This window comes from Martelella lutilitoris (assembly GCF_016598595.1).
Lineage (GTDB): Bacteria > Pseudomonadota > Alphaproteobacteria > Rhizobiales > Rhizobiaceae > Martelella > Martelella lutilitoris_A.
The window spans coordinates 1,748,128-1,763,004 of sequence record NZ_CP066786.1 but is presented as its reverse complement, the minus strand read 5'-3'; the positions used below and the strand labels follow the sequence as shown (position 1 = coordinate 1,763,004).

The window sequence follows — 14,877 nt, the reverse complement described above, 5'->3', positions numbered from 1 at the left end:
GCATTGCGCGTCGGCCCAGGTTCCAAGACCTCGGAAAAGAAAACGGGAGATCCGATGAAATACGCTCTTGCAGCAATCGCCATTCTGGCCGCAACGTCAGCCTCTGCCAACGACCCGCTTCTGGAAGACGCGATCGAATTCACAGGGCAGATCTTTTACCTCGACACCGGCGTCCCGGGTCTCGTCATTGCCGCCGTGCGGGGCGACGAGAGCGCCGTTTTCGGCTTCGGCGAAGTTGCCAGGGGCAGCGGCCTGGAGCCGGATGCCGACACGGTGATCGGGGTCGGGTCCGTGACCAAGACCTTCACGGGACTGTCGCTTGCATCGCTCGCAGCACAGGGCGTCGTTTCCCTCACCGATCCCGTCGGGTCGCATGCCGGGGTGGTCGACGCCCTGCCCGGAGAGGACGGACGACAGATCCGTCTGATCGACCTTGCCACTCATTCAAGCGGCCTGCCGCGCGAACTCGCGCCTGTCGAGGGCGTCGAAAAATACAGCGATGCCTCTTTCGCGGCCAACCTTTCCGATGCCCCGCTGCTCTTCGCCCCGGGAAGCGGCGTCCTTTACTCGAATGTCGGCTTCGATGTCCTCGCCATGTCGCTTTCCGACATTGCCGGCGCGCCCTATGCGGACCTGCTGAAATCCGACGTTCTCGATCGCATCGGCCTGATGTCCACCAGCTATGAACGCCCCCAGGGCGCAAATGCCATGGCCGGCTACGACTGGAACGGCAATGAAATCGATCCGGGCGACCCTATCGAAAACCGCCAGGGCGCGTCGGGCCTTTATACGACCGCAAACGACATGCTGCAGTATCTGCGCTGGAACCTTGACCGCTTCGGCGAGAATGACGCGGAGATGCGCGCCTTGAGCCACGCGGCGTGGTTGATCCGTGACGGTCTGGATCCGGTCTCCGGGATGGATGAGTCCGGCCACATGAACGCGATGGGGCTCGGATGGGTCATTATGATGCCCGAAGGCGACCGGCCGCTGATCATCCAGAAAGCAGGAGGCACCGACGGCGTCTTCAGCTATCTCGCCTTTGCGCCGTCGCGCGGCGTCGGGATTTTCATGGCCATCAACCAGTTCAACTTCTCGGCCAGCGCGGAAATGGCCCAGGTCGTCAATGGCCTGATCGCATCGCTCGCGCCGCGTTGACCGGCGTCGCGCCAGCCTGCCGCCTTCCAGGCCGCCAGGCGGTCATGGATGGCGGCGGTCGAGGCGCCCTCGCCTTTCGGTCCCGCTATCCAGCGGCAGGGCAGACCAATTCCTCTGAATGGTCGTTGCTAAAGCCAGGCCGATTGCCCGCCCGTATCCGAGGGCCCTTCGGTGATGCCCTTGATCAGCACGCGCCGCGAACTCTCCAGATGGGCATGCATGGTCTTGCGCGCAGCCTCAGCGGTTCCCTCGACAATCGACCGGTAGACGTCCGCATGGCCGATGAAATCGGGCCCGTAAAACTCCGGGTGGCTGGCTTCGATGTGATAGAAGCGCTCGAATTCGCGGAGAACGCCGACGACGCAGCGGTGGAGCCTTTCATTGCCCGAGGCGATGGCGATGATCTCGTGAAAGGCGTTGTCGATCCGGATCATGCGGGCGATTTCGCAGGCGTCGGGCTTCATCTGCGGGGGCGTAAGGGCGCTGGCTTCGAGCAGTTCCTCAAGCTCGCATGACTGCCGCGCCGAGATATGCGCGGCCGCAAGCGCCGCCGCCTCGCCGTCGACCAGCGCCCGGAAGGCGAAGAGATCCCTGATGGCGGACATGTGCAACGGCGTCACCATGTAACCGCGCCGCGGAATTGCCTGGACGAACCCCTCCATCTGAAGACGGGCGAGAGCCTCGCGCACCGGCGTCTTGCTCATTTCGAGATGGCGCGCCAGTTCCGCTTCGGTGAAATCGTGTCCCGGCTCCAGACTGCGCTCGACGATGCGCTCGCGGATGCGCTCATAGGCCTTGTCGGTCAGGGACGGCGTCCTGCCGCGGCCGTCGACGATATCGTCCCGCCATTTGAAAACGCGCTCTGCTGCCATTTCGGCTCCACCCCGCTTCTGATTGCGTGCGTTGACTCTAAAAGGTTGATACCTTATTTGCAATGTATACCGTAATATATTATGGTGCGTATTTCCAGAAAAGCCTTCTTTAAAGGCAGAAGCTCAGGCGGCACCGTCCACCACACTTCGGCGCGCCGTCACTGACCGAAACGGAGCCAATGGCTAGCTATATCGCAAGACGATTCGTGCTCGGCGTAGCAGTGCTGCTTGTCGCCATGACCATTCTCTTCCTTCTGATCTACACGGTGCCCGGCGACCCGGCGACGATCGCGCTCGGCCCGCGCGCCAGCGAATTGCAGAAGGAGGCATTCCGGCTGCGCATGGGGCTCGATCAGCCGCTCGCGGTGCAGGCGCTGAATTTTCTCTGGTCGCTACTGCACGGCGATCTGGGCACGGACATCCTCAACCAGCGCCCGGTCACGCAAATGGTGCTCGCGGCGCTTCCCAAGACCGTCCTGCTCGCCGTTACGGGTCTTGGCTGGGCGGCGCTCATCGGCATCCCGCTCGGCATCTGGGCGGCGCTGAGGCCCGACAGCTGGACCGACCGCATCATCGGCTTGATTTCAACCAGCGTCGTCGCGCTTCCGGCCTTCCTGATGGCGATCTACGCGCTGATCCTGTTTTCCGTGCAGTTGGGCTGGTTTCCCTCCATCGGCGCGGGAGAGCCGGGCGATTTCGGCGACCAGATCCATCACCTTGTCCTTCCCGCCTTTGCCGTCGGCGTCGCCTGGGTCGGGTATATCGCGCGGCTGGTGCGCGTCGCCATGCTGGAGACGCTGGCGGAGCCGCATGTGCGCACCTATGAGGCCTTCGGCGTCGGCAAGGCGCACATCGTGCTGCGCTGCGTGCTGCCGATCGCGATCATACCGGTGATTTCCGTCCTCGGCGTCGGCATGGGCAATCTCCTGTCCGGCGCGGTGCTGGTCGAGGTCGTGTTCTCGCGCCCCGGCCTCGGCTCGATGGCCTATGACGCGGTGATCAGCCGCAACTTTCCGGTCGTTCTGGGTTCGGTCGTCGTAACCACGGCGCTCTATGTGGTTGCCAATTTCCTCGCCGATATCGCCATCGCCATGCTCGATCCCCGCCTTGCGGAGAAAGGTTGACCCTTGACCGACGCCACTGCGAACATCACCCCTGCGGCCGCCGCTCCGCGGCGTTTCGCAACGCTCGGACGACTGATGCGCAACCCGACGGGCGCGATCGCGACGATCGTCATCCTTCTCTTCATCGCCGCCGCCCTCGCCGCTCCGCTCGTCGCGCCCTATGACCCGAATGCGATCGTCCCCAGGGTCAGAATGCAGGGCCCCTCCCTTGCCCACTGGCTGGGAACCGACCAGCTGGGGCGCGATCTTCTCAGCCGCGTGATCTTCGGCACGCGCACCGCCTTCAAGGTCGCCCTGCTCGGAACCGGCGGCGCGCTGATCGCCGGCATGGCCATGGGCATGGTCGCCGGCCTCGGCTCGAAGCTTGTCGACAGCCTGTTGGTGCTCGTCAACGATTCCGTGAAATCGCTGCCCCTCGTCCTGTTCGCGCTGGTGCTCGTCTCGATCTACGGGCCATCCATGACGACGCTGATCTTCGTGATCTCGGCGTCCATGGCGCCGGGCTATTTCCGCGTCGTGCGCAACCAGGTACTGGTGCTGCGCAATGCGGATTTCGTGGTGGCGGCCGAGGCGATCGGTAGTTCGCGCGCCCGTCTCGCCCTCTCCCACCTTCTTCCAAACCTGATCGGCCCGATCTTCGTGCTGGTCGCCATGGATATTCCGGCCGTCATCGGCATCGAGTCCGGGCTGAGCTTTCTCGGTCAGGGCGTCCAGCCGCCGCAATCGAGCTGGGGCAACATGCTGGCCGAGGGCTACACCTATGTCCGCCAGGCGCCGCACATCGCGGTCGCGGCCGGGCTTCCGATCATCATCGCCACCATCGCATTCACCTTTCTCGGCGAAGCGCTGCGCGATGTTCTCGACCCCCGCAAGATCGCAAGGCGCTGACCGTGACGAAACCACTCCTGTCCATGAAGAATGTCAGCATCATCTATCCCGGCGAAAGGGGGGATGTCCGCGCCGTGCACAATGTCTCGCTCGACGTCGCGCCGGGCGAAACGCTCGGCCTCGTGGGCGAAAGCGGCTCGGGAAAGTCGAGTCTCGCATCCGCCATGCTCGGCCTTTTGCCGGCCGGCGCCAGGATCGAGGGTTCGGTCCATTTCGAGGATCGCGAGCTGACGGCTCTCGACGCGGCCGAACGCAGGCGGTTGCGCGGCTCCGCCATCGCGACCATCGCGCAGGATCCGTTCACGGCGCTCAATCCCGTCCTGCGGATCGGCCGGCAGATGGTCGCCTTCCAGCATTGGCACAGGGAAATGAGCAAGGCCCAACGCTGGAGGCGCGCGGTCGACATGCTCGAGAAGGTCGGCCTGTCCGATCCCGAAACCCGCATGCGCCAGTTTCCGCACCAGCTTTCCGGCGGCAGCCGGCAGCGCGTCGCCATCGGCGCGGCGCTGCTGGCCGAGCCGCGCCTTCTGATTGCCGACGAACCGACGACGGCTCTCGATGCAACGACCGAGGCGCAGATCCTCGCCATCATGCGCGATGCCAAGGCCGGCTTCACCGGCGCGACGGTGTTCATCACGCATGATATCAGCGTCGTATCGCGCGTCTGCGACCGGGTTGCCGTGCTCTATGCCGGCGAATTGCTGGAAACAGGGCCGGTCAGCGCGGTTCTCGCCAATCCGCAGCACCCCTATACGAAGGCTCTGCTGGAATGCGATCCGGCCCGCATCGACAGGCCGACCCGCACGCTGCCGACCATTCCCGGAACCGTTCCCGCGCCGACGGAGCCGCGCAAGGGCTGCAGCTTTGCCCCGCGCTGCCGCTCGGCCTTCGCTCCCTGCGCCACGGAGCGCCCGCCGCTTGCCGCCTGCGGCCGCGACTGGAACAGCGCCTGCCATCTGGTGACCGCATGAGCAAAAAGGACCATCTCCTCGAAATCGACGAGCTCGAGGTCCGCTATCCCGCGGCGGGCCTTTTCGCGCGGCTGCGCGGGGCGGAAGGCTTCGTGACCGTGCTGCCCGGCACGTCGCTTGCCATCGAACGCGGAACGACGGTCGGCCTGATCGGCGAAAGCGGCAGCGGCAAGACCACGCTCGGCCGCGCGGTCATGGGTCTCGCGCCGATCTCCGGCGGCCGGATCCGCCTCGACCGCGACACGGTGACCTCTCGACGCGACAGGCTCTGGCCGGGCATGCGCCGCAAGACCGCCTTCATGTTTCAGGATGCCGTCGCCTCGCTCGATCCGCGTATGCGCCTCGGCCTGTCGGTGACGGAGCCGCTTGTGGTGCATCGCATGCTGGAAGGCGACCGCCGGGAAAAAGCGATCGCGCTCCTGGGTCTCGTCGGCCTCTCGCCCGATTTCGCCGACCGCTACCCGCACGAGATTTCGGGCGGCCAGGCGCGTCGGGTGAGCGTTGCCCGCGCGCTGGCGCTGAAACCGGAACTGGTCGTGGCGGACGAGCCGACAGCCGGCCTCGATCTTTCCGTCCAGGGAGAATTACTGAACCTACTCAATGATTTGCAGGAGAAGCTTCATGTTTCCTTTCTGCTGATCACGCACAACCTCGCCGTCGCGCGCCATGTCACGGACCGCATCGCGATCATGTATCTCGGCCGCATCGTCGAGGAAGGGCCGTCAGAGACGGTCTTCAGGGCGCCGGCGCATCCCTATACGCGCGCGCTGCTGGCGGCCAAGGAAACGGTCGATGTCGACCGGCTGATTTCCGGCGAGATTCCGAGCCTGAAGCAGCGCCCGGCGGGCTGCGAGTTCCGCACGCGCTGTCCCATTGCCCGCGCCCTCTGCGCGGAGAAGGCGCCGCGCCCGCAGCGCCTGGAAAATGGCCACAGCGCGGCCTGCCATTTTGCCGCGACCGCGCAAGGGTCGGCTCCCTCTCCGCGCGACACGCTCAACCCACCTGAAAGCCAAACGAAGGAAGACAATGACCATGAGTGAATTCAAGATCACCCGACGCCAGGCGATGCAGAGACTGGGCGCCGGCGGACTGGCGGTGGCCGTTGCCAATCTGGCCGGGACGCAGGCCGTTTTTGCGCAGGAGAACAAGGTCCTCAAGATCCGCAATGACGGCGACATGGAACGCCTTGACCCGGCAAGCCGCGGCGGCTGGTACGACGAAACCGTCATGTTCGCGATCTTTTCCGGGCTGGTGCGCTACGGAGACGGCGACAACTGGGACTGGGAGCTGGATGCGGCTACCCTCCTTGACGACGGCGACCCGATGAACATCCGCTTCGAACTGCGGCCCGGCATCCAGTTCACCAACGGCTTCGGCGAGATGACGGCGGAGGACGTGAAGTTTTCCTTCGAGCGTTTCGCCGATCCGGCCGTCAACGCCGTCTACGGCTCCGACTGGGCCGCGCTCGACACCGTCGAAGTGACCGGAAAATACACCGGCGTCATCCGCCTGAAGGAGCCCTTCGCGCCGCTCTTCACATCGACACTGCCGAATGCCTCCGGCCTGATCATCTCGAAAAAGGCTGTGGAGGCTTCCGGCAATGCCGATATTGCCACCGATCCGCTGGCCTGCTCCGGTCCCTACCAGCTTGCCGAATGGCGACCGCGCGAGATCATCCGGCTGACGCGCAATCCCGGCTGGGTCGGTCCCAGGCCCTACTACGACGAGATCGAGCTCTACCCGATCGCCGACGTGACCTCGGCAGAGACCGCTTTTGCCGCAGGCGACCTCGACTGCACGCAGATTGCCGTCAACTCGATCCCAGCCTATGAGGGCACCGACAACACGCTGACGGTCAAGCCGGCGCTCGGCTATGCCTGGATCGGCATGAATGTCGAAAATCCGAAGCTTGCCGACCTCAAGGTTCGCCGCGCGATCCAGCATGCCGTCAACGTTCAGGAAATCGTCGATGCGACCTTCGGCGGCGCGGTCGATCCCGCATACGGCCTGGTTCCGCCGCCCCTGCCTGGCGCGCGCGACAGCGTTCTTTACGGGTATGACCCGCAAAAGGCCAAGGCCCTGCTGCAGGAAGCCGGCGCGGAGGGGCTGGATCTTTCTCTGACCTTCGGCACGGACCCTGACATCATGATTGTCGCACAGGTGCTGCAGGCGCAGCTCGCCCAGGTCGGCATCAACCTCTCGATCCGCCAGATGGACAGCGCCACGATGATTGCCGAGGCGCAGGACAACGAGGGCGGCGGCTACAAGAATATCGACCTGATCATCGAGCCGTTCACGACTACGCCGGACCCGAGCTGGGTGACAGAGTGGTTCACCTGCGAGCAGGTCGGCGTGTGGAACTTCCAGCGCACCTGCTCGCCCGGGTGGGATGCGAAGAATGCCGCCGCCGTGAAGGAAACCGATCCGGCGAAGCGCGAGCGGATGTATGTCGCGCTGCAGAACGAGCTGGAGGAAACCGGCGCCTATATCTTCCTTTATCACGGCGTCAACGCCTGGGTAACGAAGCCGGGTATCGAGCCCGCCTTCAAGCCGGATGCTCAGATCGCCTTCCTGCGCGACTTCAAGGCGTCCTGAACCTGAAACAAAGGCGGCGGACCGGCCGTGCCCGCCGCCCGAACCGCAACAGAGCGACGAGCGAGCAGTCTCTTGCAGAACTTTACCGTGCGCGCGACCGGCGACAGGCCGGCGCCCTTCCGACAGATCGTCATCCCTCTTTCCGACGGCACGCGGCTGACGGCGCGCCTGTGGCTGCCTGAGGCGCCGGCAGCCTCCCAGGTCCCGGTCGTTCTCGAATGGATCCCCTATCGTCAGTCGGACGGCACGGCGCTTGCCGATGCCATGATGCACGGCTACTTCGCCGAATGCGGCATTGCCGCCTGCCGCGTCGACATTCGCGGCTCGGGCAATTCCGAAGGCCTGCTGCATGACGAGTATCTGAAACAGGAACAGGACGATGCCCTCGAGGTGATTGCCTGGCTTGCGGCGCAGGCGTGGTGCAACGGCAATGTCGGCATGATCGGCATTTCATGGGGCGGCTTCGCCGGCCTGCAGATCGCCGCGCGCCGCCCGCCGGCCCTCAAGGCGATCATCACTGCCTGTTCGACCGACGACCGCTACGGTGACGACGTTCATTTCATGGGCGGCGCGCTCTTGAACGACGGCCTGCAATGGGGCGCCGGACTCTTCACCCAGCTCGGACGTCCGGCGGACCCGAAACATGCCGGACAGAACTGGCGCGACATCTGGATGCACCGGCTGGAAAATATCGAGCCCCCGCTTGCCGGCTGGCTGTCGCACATGGAGCGCGACGATTTCTGGAAGCACGGCTCCGTCTGCGAGAATTATGGCGATATCGACTGCGCCGTCTTCGCCGTCGGCGGCTGGGTCGACGGCTATTCCGATCCCATCCTCAGGCTGATGCAGAAGCTGAATGTTCCGCGCAAGGGGCTCATCGGGCCGTGGACGCACATGTATCCGACATGGGGCCAGCCCGGACCGCGGATCGGCTTCCTGCAGGAATGCATGCGCTGGTGGCGCCACTGGCTACTCGACGACGACACGGGGATCATGGACGAGCCGATGCTGCGGCTCTGGGTCGGCGACGATCCGAAGCCGGATGCGGCCTCGCCGGAGATCGGCGGCAGCTGGATCGGGCTTGAAAGCTGGCCGCCGGAAGCGCCCGCAAAGACGCTTTATGCCGATGATCGTTGCCTTTCCGAAACGCCCGGCGGGCCCGCGGGCGCGATCGTTCTCGACAGTCCGCTGACGCTGGGCGCGACCGGGGGCGAATGGTGCCCACTCGACGCCGGCGGCAACGGGCCGGAATTCGCTTCCGATCAGCGCCCCGACGACGGGCAGTCGCTTTGCTTCGACACCCGGCCGCTCGATCACCCGCAGCATCTCGTCGGCCATGCCGCCCTGAAGCTCAGGCTCTCGTTTGCGGGCGAGCGGGCGCTGATTGTCATCCGCCTGAACGAGGTCAAGGCCGACGGCACATCCGCGCGGGTGACCTTCACGGCGCGGCGTCTGAGGCGACCGGAAGGCGTCGCGCCGGGCGAAGCCTTCGATATCGCAATCCCCGTCAATGCCGTCGCGCACCGGTTCTCGCCCGGCAGCAGGCTGCGGCTTGCGCTGTCGACCAGCTACTGGCCGATGATCTGGCCGGAAGCGCAAGACAACGCCATGTGTATCCAGCCCGAAGGCCTGCAGCTGAGCTTGCTCGGCATGCCGCCCGGGGCCATCCACGACCAGCCGGCGTTCGGCGCGGCGCTGCACGCGATGCCCGTTTCCTGCAAGACCGTCGCGGCCCCTGAATACAGGCGCACCACGGTTACCGACCAGGCAACCGGCAGGGTCGCCCTTTTTTCCGAGGACACGCCATCGACATGGGAAATCGACGGTCTGTCGATCACCTCCCGCTATGATCACGACTATTCCATTCTGCCCCGCGACGGCGGGTCGGCGCGCGCCGGCTTCCAGTTTGCCCAAACCTATGAGCGCGACAGCTGGAAGGTTTCGATCGAGACGGACACGCAGGTTTTCCGCGAGGACGGCAAGCTCGTGCTCACGTCGCGCTTTGCCGCGTATGAGGCGGATCGCCAGATCTTCGAACGTCTGTGGACCCACAGCTTTGATGAATGAGAGAAAAGATGAACGACGCGCTTGAAGTGATAAGGGTGCCCGCGCGCCGGGGCCGCATGGTGGCGCTGAACGCCGGAGACACCGTTGACGTCGTCAACATCCATGGCGGCCAGGTGGTCGACACATGGGCTTTCGCCCGCGACAACCCGGCGGAATACATGTCGATGGAACACAGCCACGTCCTGCATTACCGGCTGAATTTCAGGCCGGGCGACGCGCTTTGCACCGATCGGTGGCGCACCATCTTGACCTTTGTCGAGGATACCTCGCCGGGCATTCACGATACGCTTTGCCCGGCGTGCTGCGCGCCGAGCTACACTATCTTCTATGGCCATGAAGGCTACCACGACAATTGCAGCGACAACCTGAAGGGACAGTTCGAAGCCCTCGGCGTGCCGTTTCACCGCGTGCCGACGCCGTGGAACCTTTTCATGGAAACGATTGTCGAGAACAGCAATGACATGAAGGACATGCCGAGCACGACCGGAGCCGGGCATTATGTGCGCCTGCGCGCCGAAATGGATTGCTACTTCGCCGTCTCCGCCTGCCCGCAGGACCTGATCGTCATCAACGGCGAAGACGGCGTGCCGCGCGACATCGCGCTGCATATCCGGCGGAGAACGGGAAAGCTGGTGGCCTAACCAGGACGAGCGCGCCGGCGCCGTCCGGCGCGAGACAATGCATGTCGAAGCCCTCACGGAAGGGCTTAGACGGCAGATCGCGCCAGCCGCCCTGAACCCGTCAGATCAGACCATACTGACTGGCTTTCATCCTGAGGAAGCCAAGCCCGTCCGTCAGCACTTCTTCCCGGGCAGGCGCGACATCCCGCCAGACCGAAAGCGCTTCGGCGACCTGCGGAGGAACCGTGATGAAGCTTTCCATCGCCATGCCGCCCTTGTAGTCGATGGCCGCCAGCGCGGTGAAGACTTCGTCCCAGGCGATGGTATCGCGCCCCGGCGTGCCCCGGTCCGATGCAGAGAGATGGATGTATCTGAGGTGTTCGCGCGCCTTGAGGATGCCCTGGGCAATGCCTTTTTCCTCGATATTCATATGGTAGGTATCGAGATGCACGAAGACATTGTCCGCTCCGATTTTCTCGCACAGCATCACGGCCTGGTCCGATGTGTTCAGCAGGTGGTTTTCGTAGCGGTTGACCGCTTCCAGTCCGTAATCCATGCCCTTTGTCTTGGCATAGGCCGCCGCCTTCTCCACCACGCGGGCGGTGGCGTCGTATTCGGCCTCGGTCGGCCGCTTGCCGGTGCGCTGGCCAAGGCCGCCATAAATCACGCCGCTCATGGCTTTCGCGCCGATCGCGGAGGACTTGTCGATCGCCATGAACAGAAACTCCAGAGCGCCCTCCGGATTGTTCGTCGGCAGCCGGTCGAGCGGAAGCCCGAGGGAGCAGACGCACTCGACTTCGTTCTTTTCCAGCAAACCGCGGGTATGGGCCGCATCGACGCTTTCCGGATCAAGCATGGTGATCTCGAGGAAGTCGATGTCGTACTTGACGGCCTCGGGAATGGCAAACTCGGCCGCCGCACGGTTCCATTCCATCGCCCACATCGCGGTGTGAACGCCGAACCCACTGATACTCATTGTTGTTTTCCTTGATGCAATGTTGAAGGGGAAGGTTTGGTCCTAACGCTGCCGACGCTGCCGACGCTGCCGCGTCGGGACCAGAGGTAACGCGCCACCATGACGGAGAGCAGGATGCCGCCCCAGAGCGCCGTTGCCAGATGCTGGTTGGTGCCGAGCAGGTTCAGCCCGGAGCCGATGATCTGCAGGATGACCAGCGCAAGCACGACGTTGGAGACGCGTCCGAACCCGCCGAACGGATCGACCCGGCCAAGAAAGCACGCCAGAACCGTGATCAGAAGATAGGCTTCGCCGTGGCCGACGCGCACCGAATTGAAGCGGCTCGCCATGATGATGCCGGCAACCGCGCACATGAAGCCCGACAGCGCGTAGATCATGGTCAGGGTGAACCGCGTATCGATGCCGGAATAGCGCGTCGCCTCCGGATTGGAACCAAGCATGAAGATGGAGAATCCGAGCCGCGTGCGGTTGAGAAGCAGCGCCCAGAGCCCGACGCAGACCGCGAAGACGATCAAGGGTGCGGGAATGCCCAATACGGTCCCCTGCCCCAGCGCCGAAATCGCGGGCGGAAAGCCGGAGATGCTGCCGCCGCGGGTCAGAAACTCTCCCAGCCCGCGCAGGAAGATCATCATCGCAAGTGAAGCCAGAATGGGATGCGCCCCGGTATAGGCAATAATCGCCCCGAGCGCCCATCCGATCACGACGCCGCTCGCAAGAGCGGCCACGACAGCCAGCACGATCACCCCCAGACCGGCATCCGCGCCGCCGCCCCAGGTAATGACCCAGGCCAGAACGAGCCCCGAGATGTTGGCTGAAAAGGTGATGGCCAGATTGAGCCCGCCCGACAGGATCGGGATGAACATCGCCAGCGTCAGAAGTCCGAGCTCGGGAAGCTGGAAGGCGATTGAAGAGAAGGTCGCCCCCGTCAGAAACCGGTCCGAAAGCGAACCGAAAAGCGCCATCAGGGCGAGCAGCACGACAACGAGGCCGACGATTTCGCTGGCGGCGGCGGTTCTGGGAAAAAGACTTGTCAAGGCACGCGTCATTTGGCGACTCCTGTCTGGCCGGCGCTTGCCTTGAAGCGGCGCAGCTTTTCGTTCACGAGCCCCAGCGTCTCGGCCGACATCGCAATGGCGATCAGGATGATCGCGCCGACAATCATGCGGAAGGCATAGGGCGAGATGCCGAGCAGGTTGAGACCGTTCTGGGTGATGGCGATCAGGGCCAGCCCCAGGACGGCGCCGAGCAGCGTGCCGCGGCCGCCGCCAAGGCGCGCGCCGCCCAGGACGACTGCGGCCAGCACTTCCAGTTCCCGCCCGTAGAGGGCGTTCGGCACCACTTCCTGGGCGTAGTGGGCCTGCATCAGCCCGGCAACGCCGGCACAGGCGCCGAGCCAGCAATAGGCGAGATAGTGCATCGCGCCGATATTGATGCCGAGACGTCGCGCGCCTTCGGTGTTGTCGCCCATGGCAAACAGCTGGCGGCCGAAACTCAGCCGGCGCAGAAGCAGCCAGGTCGCGAATACGACCACGGCCATGACGGCGACGGGCAGGGTGATTTCCGCCCAACCCATCGCCGTTTCCTGCTCGAAGAGAACGACGCGATCCACCATCCAGTCCGGCAGCAGGTAGATCGAAACGCCACCTGTCGCGAACATCAGAAGGCCGAAAAAGAGGTTGAACGTGGCAATCGTCACGACGATCGATATGATCCGGAAATGATAGATCATCGCCGCATTGACGGCGCCCAGCATGGCTCCGAACCCGATCGCCAGGGCAAAACCGGAAACCCAGTTGCCGCCGCCGAACTGCATCAGCGTCGTCGCCAGAAGATACTGAACCACCGATGCGGCAACGGCGAAGGATATGTCGATGCCGCCTGCGATCAGAACGACCAGAAGGCCCGCGGCGAAGATGATGTTCACCGCCGAATAATTCAGAATATCGAACAGGTTGACGAGCGTGAAGAACGTATCCGTCGTTGCGGAAAGGCCGACCACGATCAGCGCGATGACGGCGGAAAGCCAAAGCTCCGTTCCGGTCAGTCTTGGAAGAAATCTACGCATGGACCGCCTCCTCGATGCGTTCGATATCGGTTTTGGCCGGCTCAAAGGTCTCGACGATCCGTCCGTCGCGCATATGCAGGACGCGGTCGGCATTGAAATAGACCTCCGGCGTTTCATCGGAAATCAGAAGGATCGCCATCCCCTTGGCCGCCAGATCGCTGACGATGTCGAAAATGCCCGCGCGTGCGCCCACATCGACGCCCACCGTCGGGCTGTCGAGGATCAGCAGCTTCGGATTGGTGGCGAGCCATTTTGCAAGCACGATCCGTTGCTGATTGCCGCCGGACAGGCTGGAAACCGGGTCCGTCGTCTCGCCGATCTTCACCCGCAGGCGGCCGATCCAGTCGTCGACCAGCCTGTTCTTCTTCGCCGCTGACAGCAAACCGTTGCTGAGCAGGCGATCGAGAACGGAAATGACGGTGTTGTCGGCAATCGACTGCGGCTGAACCAGCCCAAGCGACAACCGGTCTTCCGAGACATAGGCGATACCGGCCCCGATCGCGTCCCGGTTCGACATCATCCGAAGCGGCTTGCCCTCCATGACGATCTCGCCGTCGTCGGGGTAGTTCATGCCGAACAATGTCAGGGCGAGCTCGGTCCGTCCCGCGCCGAGGCGCCCTGTCAGACCGACGATTTCGCCCGGGGCGATGTCCAGATCGATGTCCTGATATTCTCCGTGGCGCGTCAGACCGCGCACGGAAATCAGCGGCGCCGAGCTGCGCGGTTGGGGCGCGCGCACTTCATAATCGAAGCTGCGCCCGGTCATCAGCTCGGTCAGGCGCGCCTGGGTCATGCCCTCGGTCGGATAGGTGCCCACGTAACAGCCGTCGCGGAGAACCGTCACCCTGGAGCAGACGTCGAGAACCTCCGCAAGCCGGTGGCTGACGAAGACGATGGCGACCCCCTGCTCCGAAAGTCGCCGGACGATTGCGACCAGCGCCTCCGTTTCATGCCGCGACAGCGACGCCGTCGGCTCGTCCATGAAGACAAGCCTGGCGTCGGCAATCAGGGCGCGGGCGACGGCGACCAGTTGCCGGTTGGCGATCGACAGCGACGAGACCTTCGCTTCCAGATCGATCGAGACGCCAAGACGCTCCAGAATGGCCGCGGCCTCGCTGCGCATGGCCTTGTGATTGACGAGTCTGGGCTTGCCGCCGAGATTGCGCTCGAACGCGATGTTCTCCGCGACGCTCATCTCGGGAAACAGCGCGAGATCCTGCCAGATCACCTGAATGCCCATTTCGCGGGCCTTGGCCGGGTCGAGATCGCTCATGTCCCGGCCGTCCCATTCCATCACCGCGCCCGGCTCCGGCTTGTGGACGCCGCTGACCGTCTTGATCAGCGTCGACTTTCCGCAACCGTTCTCGCCGGCAAGGCAAAGCACTTCGCCGGGCCAGACATTGAATGTGACATCGTCGAGCGCCTGCACGCCGCCGAAGCGTTTGGAGACATGCTCGAGGCGCAGCAGGCACGGGCCGTCGCCGGCCGACGCCTCAAGGGGCATTCGCTCGTCCGTCATGGATCCACCTGGTATGTTGAAA

At 64.2% G+C, this 14,877-nt stretch carries 13 protein-coding genes; 8 read left to right on the top strand and 5 right to left on the bottom strand.

Going from position 1 to position 14,877, the window contains the following annotated elements; all coding sequences use genetic code 11:
- Window positions 1-54 precede the first annotated feature (54 nt).
- On the top strand, window positions 55-1,158 hold the full coding sequence (ampH, locus tag JET14_RS08250; RefSeq protein ID WP_200337587.1) for a D-alanyl-D-alanine-carboxypeptidase/endopeptidase AmpH: 1,104 nt from the start codon (window positions 55-57) through the stop codon (window positions 1,156-1,158).
- Between the two features lie 128 nt (window positions 1,159-1,286).
- Here ampH and JET14_RS08245 read toward each other — a convergent pair whose 3' ends face one another.
- On the bottom strand, window positions 1,287-2,030 hold the full coding sequence (locus JET14_RS08245) for a GntR family transcriptional regulator (protein ID WP_200337586.1): 744 nt from the start codon (window positions 2,028-2,030) through the stop codon (window positions 1,287-1,289).
- A gap of 179 nt (window positions 2,031-2,209) precedes the next feature.
- On the opposite strand from JET14_RS08245, the gene JET14_RS08240 reads away from it, so the two are divergent.
- The 7 genes from JET14_RS08240 to JET14_RS08210 all read left to right on the top strand — a co-directional run bounded on the left by JET14_RS08240 (window position 2,210) and on the right by JET14_RS08210 (window position 10,316).
- Window positions 2,210-3,154, top strand: coding sequence for an ABC transporter permease (locus JET14_RS08240; protein WP_200337585.1), 945 nt, complete (start codon window positions 2,210-2,212; stop codon window positions 3,152-3,154).
- A gap of 3 nt (window positions 3,155-3,157) precedes the next feature.
- Complete coding sequence (locus JET14_RS08235; RefSeq protein ID WP_200337584.1) at window positions 3,158-4,042, top strand: ABC transporter permease; 885 nt, start codon at window positions 3,158-3,160, stop codon at window positions 4,040-4,042.
- Between the two features lie 2 nt (window positions 4,043-4,044).
- Entirely contained in the window at window positions 4,045-5,013 is a 969-nt protein-coding gene (locus JET14_RS08230; RefSeq protein ID WP_246750566.1) for an ABC transporter ATP-binding protein, read from the top strand.
- Window positions 5,010-6,053 carry an oligopeptide/dipeptide ABC transporter ATP-binding protein gene (locus tag JET14_RS08225; RefSeq protein ID WP_200337583.1) on the top strand — a complete coding sequence of 348 codons (1,044 nt, stop codon included), beginning with the start codon at window positions 5,010-5,012 and terminating at the stop codon, window positions 6,051-6,053. The genes JET14_RS08230 and JET14_RS08225 overlap by 4 nt, the downstream gene beginning before the upstream one ends.
- Window positions 6,046-7,608 carry an ABC transporter substrate-binding protein gene (locus tag JET14_RS08220; protein WP_200337582.1) on the top strand — a complete coding sequence of 521 codons (1,563 nt, stop codon included), beginning with the start codon at window positions 6,046-6,048 and terminating at the stop codon, window positions 7,606-7,608. The genes JET14_RS08225 and JET14_RS08220 overlap by 8 nt, the downstream gene beginning before the upstream one ends.
- Window positions 7,609-7,680: 72 nt before the next feature.
- On the top strand, window positions 7,681-9,675 hold the full coding sequence (locus JET14_RS08215; protein ID WP_200337581.1) for a CocE/NonD family hydrolase: 1,995 nt from the start codon (window positions 7,681-7,683) through the stop codon (window positions 9,673-9,675).
- A gap of 8 nt (window positions 9,676-9,683) precedes the next feature.
- Complete coding sequence (locus JET14_RS08210) at window positions 9,684-10,316, top strand: DUF1989 domain-containing protein (RefSeq protein ID WP_200337580.1); 633 nt, start codon at window positions 9,684-9,686, stop codon at window positions 10,314-10,316.
- A gap of 100 nt (window positions 10,317-10,416) precedes the next feature.
- Here the strand turns inward: JET14_RS08210 and JET14_RS08205 are convergent, their stop codons facing one another.
- Genes JET14_RS08205 through JET14_RS08190 form a run of 4 tightly spaced genes read right to left on the bottom strand, consistent with a single transcriptional unit; the run spans window position 10,417 to window position 14,855 of the window.
- Window positions 10,417-11,271, bottom strand: a complete 855-nt coding sequence (locus JET14_RS08205; RefSeq protein ID WP_200337579.1) for a sugar phosphate isomerase/epimerase family protein — start codon at window positions 11,269-11,271, stop codon at window positions 10,417-10,419.
- Entirely contained in the window at window positions 11,268-12,317 is a 1,050-nt protein-coding gene (locus JET14_RS08200) for an ABC transporter permease (protein ID WP_200337578.1), read from the bottom strand. Before JET14_RS08200 ends, JET14_RS08205 begins: the two co-directional genes overlap by 4 nt.
- Window positions 12,314-13,336 (bottom strand): ABC transporter permease, encoded by a 1,023-nt coding sequence (locus JET14_RS08195; protein WP_200337577.1) that lies wholly within the window; start codon window positions 13,334-13,336, stop codon window positions 12,314-12,316. Before JET14_RS08195 ends, JET14_RS08200 begins: the two co-directional genes overlap by 4 nt.
- Window positions 13,329-14,855: a sugar ABC transporter ATP-binding protein gene (locus tag JET14_RS08190; protein WP_246750565.1), complete on the bottom strand. Its 1,527-nt coding sequence runs from the start codon at window positions 14,853-14,855 to the stop codon at window positions 13,329-13,331. Before JET14_RS08190 ends, JET14_RS08195 begins: the two co-directional genes overlap by 8 nt.
- Between the last annotated feature and the right edge of the window lie 22 nt (window positions 14,856-14,877).